Below are 5,935 nucleotides of genomic sequence, written 5' to 3'. Positions count from 1 at the left end.
CCAATTTTTTTATTTTGACTTTCATTTACTTGTTTTAATCAAATGACTTATATTTCATTATTTTATTATTTTATTATTTTATTATTTCATTGTTTCATTGTTTCATTGTTTTATTATTTCATTGTTTTATTGTTTTGATATTAGATATTTATTCATCTTAATATGCCTTTATATCTTTTATTTTAATATACTATGTTTTAAATATTTCCTTATTTCAAAAATTTATCAACAAACTCTTTATCACTAAATGTTACAAAAATATGTATCCTAATATTTTAAACTGTAAAAAATATATTTATGAATTCTTCTAAATTTTACAATGAAAAACAGGAAATGAACCTTAGAAAAAATCATCCATTTTGATTTTTTCTTAGTGAATGACTGTTTTGAATAAGTAAAATTTTGCAAATGAAATAAATATATTTTTACAGTACACTATATTACAGCAAAAATAATTATATTAGAACAACGAAACAAGTATATTTTTTACAAAATATTATTTACAATATTCTATCAATTTCACTATTGTTTTCCACTATCACTATTTTTTATCATTATTATTTTTACTCTTATTAATTTACTTATTGAACATTTTTGTATCAATATTTATTAACAATCTTAGTAAAAATTTTATATAAATTTTTTCTTAATTAAAAAATATCAAGTTCATCTTAGTAAAATTATATCTTATTTCCATAAAAAGTCAATATTTCAAAAATATTTTTTTTAAAATTTTGAATAAACAAAATTTATGCTTAAAATCAGATATTTTAATTAAAACATATATTGTTTGTTTTTTTCACTTTATGATTTTGATTATATATTATATTATTAAAATTTTATATTTTAAAAACATAATAACAAAAAAATCGACTGAAAAATCAGCCGATTTTATTACAGTAATTCTCAAATCATATTAATTCAAAATTTATTATTTTGCAAGTTCAACAAAGTATTTCAATGTTCTTACTAATTGAGCAGTGTAAGACATTTCATTGTCATACCATGAAACTGTTTTAACTAATTGTTTATCTCCGCTTTCGATAACTTTTGTTTGAGTTGCGTCAAACAATGAACCGAAATGAATTCCAACTATATCTGAAGATACTAATGGCTCTTCAGTATAACCGAATGATTCGTTAGCTGCTGCTTTCATAGCTGCATTTACTTCATCTTTAGTAACTTTTTTACTCAAAACTGAAATTAACTCAGTCAATGAACCTGTAGGAACAGGTACTCTTTGAGCCGCTCCGTCCAATTTTCCTGCTAATTCAGGAATTACAAGTCCTATAGCTTTTGCTGCTCCTGTTGTATTAGGAACTATATTTGCAGCTGCCGCTCTTGCTCTTCTGAAATCACCTTTTCTGTGAGGAGCATCTAAAGTATTTTGGTCTCCTGTATAAGCGTGGATAGTAGTCATTGACCCAACTTCTATTCCGAATTTATCCTGTAAAACTTTAGCCATTGGTGCTAAACAGTTAGTTGTACAAGAAGCTGCCGATATTACTGTTTCTGTTCCGTCCAAAATATTGTTATTTACGTTGAATACTACTGTTTTCATTTCTCCTGAACCCGGTGCGGATATAACTACTTTTTTTGCTCCGGCTTTAATATGTTTTTCAGCTTTTTCCTTAGAAGTAAAGAACCCTGTACATTCCAATACTACGTCTACTCCTAATTTTCCCCATGGTAAATTTTCAGGATCTGCATCAGCGAAAGTTTTAATTTCTTTTCCGTTTACTACGAATGCCCCTTCTTTCACTTCAATTTCTCCATTGAATCTTCCTTGTGTTGTGTCATATTTGAACAGGTGCGCCAACATTGCAGCGTCTGTTAAATCGTTAATTGCAACTACATCAAATTCAGGATGATCAGCCATTAATCTCAATGCTAATCTCCCAATTCTTCCAAAACCGTTAATTGCTACTTTAACTGCCATATTACTATTACCTCCTAAAAATTTTATATATTAAGTTATTAATATACTTATCATAAGTTAAGTATATCACAAATTAATTAACTTTTCAATATATTCCACAAGTAAAAAACTGTATTTTATTGTTACCTTTTTTATCTACAAGTTTTTGTCTACAGGGATTTCAGCTTCCGTTATTTCAAATATACCGAATTTTTCTTTTAATTCCATAATTTCCTTACTTTCAGTTAAATCATCTTTAAATTCGGGATTTCTCTCTACAATTAGACATAAATTATCATTTTTCAATGTAAGAACTGATTTTTTCAAAGCTTTACAGAAAGAAAAAGCAGTTTCAATCGCTAAAGGATAATAAACATTTTCTCCAATCTTTATTTGTCTTTTTACTTTTCCTAAAAGCATAAGTCGACCTTTCCCGTCAATATATCCCATATCCTCTGTTCTATACCATTTGTCTTTAGAATTTTCCTGAATATCTGTATATTCGTTTATTACATTTTCTCCTCTTACGAATATTTCGTTTTCTTCTATTTTAAGTTCTATTTCATCTACCGTTTTTCCGACAAGCAGTCCCGCTCCTTTTTTCATATTTTCAATATCTTCCTCCGCTATATCTTCAAAATTCAGTATCGAAATAGGTCCTGCTTCGGACATACCATACAGAACTCTTATTTCAGCCTCTGTAAAGATTTTCCGAATTTTCTCCATAAGCTTAGGAAATACAGGAGCTTCATAAATATATATATTTTTAACATCTTTCAGCTGTACTTTTTTTCCTTCGGAATAATCCGCAATTTGTTCAAATACCACAGGTGATAACATTATATTCTGTATTTTATTTGCCTTTATCTGCCTGATTATATCCTCGGGATTTGCTTCCACAGGTTTTCTTAAATCTATATCAGAAATAAAAGTAGTATTCCCCATAGCCATATGGAAAAGTGCAAATACGGGAAAAGAAGAATAAACGGACGTTTCTTTCTCGAATTTCAGGTTTTTTTCAAGAACATTATATTGTCCCAGCAGAAATCCCTGTGTTTTTGTAATAATTTTAGAAAAATCTGTATCCCCGTCGGTAAAACTGATAAGTGCAGGCGTTTTTTCGTTAATCTGTTCTTCAGCCCTCTCATATTTTTTAATTTTTTTCTTTTTCATCGGAGGCAGTCCTTCAGCTTGCTCTAACATTTTGACATAATTAATTTTTTTTCTGATTTTTCTTATCCCTTTCAAAAAAAATCCTTTTAAAATAGTTTTTCCGCTTCCGACTATTCCTTCGGGAGAAACCGTTTCACAACATTTATTTATATATTCGGTATCGGCATAAGGGTCTATAAATACGGCTTGCATTCCCATTTTTAATATGGCGGTCAAAATCAGGTAAAATTCTACTCCTATAGGAATAAAAATTACTATTTTATCCCCTTTTTTCAATCCTTTTTTTTCAAAATAGGTACAGATTTTATCTGATCTTATATCCATTTGACTGAATGTAATTTTATTTTTCGTCTTTATATCGACTAACGCCGTTTTATAGGAGCATTTTTCTTTTAATTCTTTTATTTTATCAGTTATCATCATATTCAAACTCCTTTCAGAATTATTATATAAATTATAGCATTTTCTAATGTATTTCTTCAAATTATATTTATTAAAAAAGGAACTATTCAAAATAGAAATAAAATACATGAAAAATATATTTTTTCATCTGCTAAAATTACACTTGTAACAGTTATTCATAAATATATTTTTTCATATTATTTTTTAAATTTTCCTTTCGAGACAGTTCCTTTTTTATTTCATATCTGCAATTATTTTTATTCACTCAAAAAAAACATAATTTTCCCTGTTTCCAAATCGATAGCAGCCGGTTTTTTATACTTTGTATCATAACCTATACACAAATTGGAACCTATCGGTACTCCTTTAGACGGTTTTGGTACTCTTATACACATATTTTTGTATGCGACAGCCTTTTCCTTGTATTCCTCTTCCTCTTCTTTCCCTTCTACTCCTATAGAAAGAACAAAAAGATAATCTTTTCCGTCTTTAGTTATTTTATGAGAAGCCTCATTTGCTCCAAGCCATTTATTCAATATTTTATCTTCATGAAGATTTCCGTCCGTAGTAAATTTTTCTCCTTCACCGGGTACTTTAAAATCTGAATTATTTTCCGAAAAACTCAATATTCCAAATAAAATTACTAACATTAAAATTATTTTTTTCATGATTCCACTCCCTTATTAAATTTTTTTAACTTATTATACGATTAAACTCTTTTAAAGTCAAGTATTTTCTATTTTGTTTCATCTTTCCAAAAATTCCTTCATATCATTAAATATCGGTATTTCTATTTCCATTTCTTCTTTTTTAACAGGATGTGTAAATTTGACTTTATAAGCATGCAAAAATTGCCTTTTTATCCCTTTTTCAATATCAAGACCCTTTCCATAAAGCTCATCTCCGACTATTGTGTGTCCTATAGACTTTAAATGTACTCTTATTTGATGAGTTCTCCCTGTAAAAAGCTCGCATTCTACAAGGGTTACATTTTTATCATCAAATTTTTTCAAAGGTTTTATCACCGTTTTTGCATACTGTCCTCTTTCATCTATTATTCTTTCAAGATTATCTCCGTCCCTGTATATGGGCTTTTCTATAATAATTTCATCATCTGTTTCCATAATACCGTCAACTATTGCCAAATATTTTTTCTCAAAAGCCGAAAAATTTTGCAAAAATGCTTGAGCAAAACTGTTTTTAGCAATGATTATAAGACCTGATGTATTCATATCCAGCCTGTTGTAAAATCTCGGCACCATTTCCTGACCATACTTTTCTTTGAAATAGTGTACTATCCCGTTTGCCAGTGTAAAATCTGCTTTTTTCTGTGTCGGATGCGTCAGCAAAAACGGCTCTTTATTTACAATCATCAAATCTTCATCTTCATACACTATGTCCAAATTCAGTTTTATTGGCTTTATATCCGTTCCTTTATTTTTCTCAATTACTTTGAGTATTCCCCCTGAAGGGAGTTTTTTTGTAGTTCTTACCTGTTTTCCGTTTAAAAAAACTTCCACATTTCTTAAACTTCTTCCCGAATAATTCTGTACTTCTCTCAAATACTGGGAAATTTTCATTCTTTGATACTGTTTTTCCAACTTAAACTTTTTCATACTTTTCCTTTAATTTATACTTTTATTTGTACCTTCTTCTTTTTTCTTCTATAGTTTTTAATAAATCTACTTATCTCGTATTATACTTATTCATCAGTCTTTCTAACGGCATTTCATCTTTTATGTCATCTATCAGTCTAAACATTTTTTCTCTGTCATTTTTCAAAACTTCCTTTTCATCAGGAGTAAATTTACCTAAAACGAACCCTATCGTTTCATCTTTTGATTTGGGTTTTCCTATACCATATTTTATTCTTATAAATTTCTCTCCCACATTTTGAATTATGGATTTTATCCCGTTATGTCCTGCTGACCTTCCGTCTTTTCTAATCTTTAATTTTCCAAATTCCATATCCATATCGTCATAAATGACAAAAAGCTCCGTTTCAGGATCTATCTTGAAAAATCTCACAGCTTCTCTCACAGCTTCCCCACTCGAATTCATAAAAGTAAGAGGTTTCTGATAAAAGACCTTATCCCCCCTGTAAGTCGTCTGAACGAATTCGGACTTATATTTTTCCTTTATATCAGTTATATTGTTTTCTTTCAAATATTCATCTATAAATATAAATCCTATATTATGTCTCGTAAGTTTATACTGTTCTCCGGGATTTCCCAGTCCTACTATTAATTTCATTATTCAAATTTGCAGCTTTTTAATATAATGCTGCTTTTCTCCCTTCTTTTTTCTTCAAATTTATATGATTAATTATATCATATATTCAATAAAAAATAAAAATCCGACACCTGATTTTTCATCTAAGTGTCGAATTTTTTTGTTTATTAGAAAAGAATAGTTTCTCCAATAACGTTAAATCATTTGATA

5 protein-coding genes are annotated in these 5,935 nt (G+C 28.7%); all 5 read right to left on the bottom strand.

Annotation, left to right across the window (positions count from 1 at the left end):
• Window positions 1-931 precede the first annotated feature (931 nt).
• A complete protein-coding gene (gene gap / locus ACO5J6_RS10025; RefSeq protein WP_485643730.1) occupies window positions 932-1,939 on the bottom strand; it encodes a type I glyceraldehyde-3-phosphate dehydrogenase in 1,008 nt (335 codons plus the stop codon).
• Between the two features lie 135 nt (window positions 1,940-2,074).
• The gene (locus ACO5J6_RS10020) at window positions 2,075-3,514 is read right to left on the bottom strand and encodes an AMP-binding protein (RefSeq protein WP_485643729.1); all 1,440 of its coding nucleotides are present in this window, start codon (window positions 3,512-3,514) and stop codon (window positions 2,075-2,077) included.
• A 236-nt stretch (window positions 3,515-3,750) separates the two neighbouring features.
• The gene (locus ACO5J6_RS10015) at window positions 3,751-4,161 is read right to left on the bottom strand and encodes a hypothetical protein (RefSeq protein WP_485643728.1); all 411 of its coding nucleotides are present in this window, start codon (window positions 4,159-4,161) and stop codon (window positions 3,751-3,753) included.
• A gap of 78 nt (window positions 4,162-4,239) precedes the next feature.
• Window positions 4,240-5,109, bottom strand: coding sequence for an RluA family pseudouridine synthase (locus tag ACO5J6_RS10010; RefSeq protein WP_485643727.1), 870 nt, complete (start codon window positions 5,107-5,109; stop codon window positions 4,240-4,242).
• 70 nt (window positions 5,110-5,179) lie between these two features.
• Entirely contained in the window at window positions 5,180-5,746 is a 567-nt protein-coding gene (pth, locus tag ACO5J6_RS10005; protein WP_485643726.1) for an aminoacyl-tRNA hydrolase, read from the bottom strand.
• Between the last annotated feature and the right edge of the window lie 189 nt (window positions 5,747-5,935).

It is taken from the genome of Pseudoleptotrichia sp. (assembly GCF_057270515.1).
This window is presented reverse-complemented; position numbering and strand designations above follow the sequence as displayed.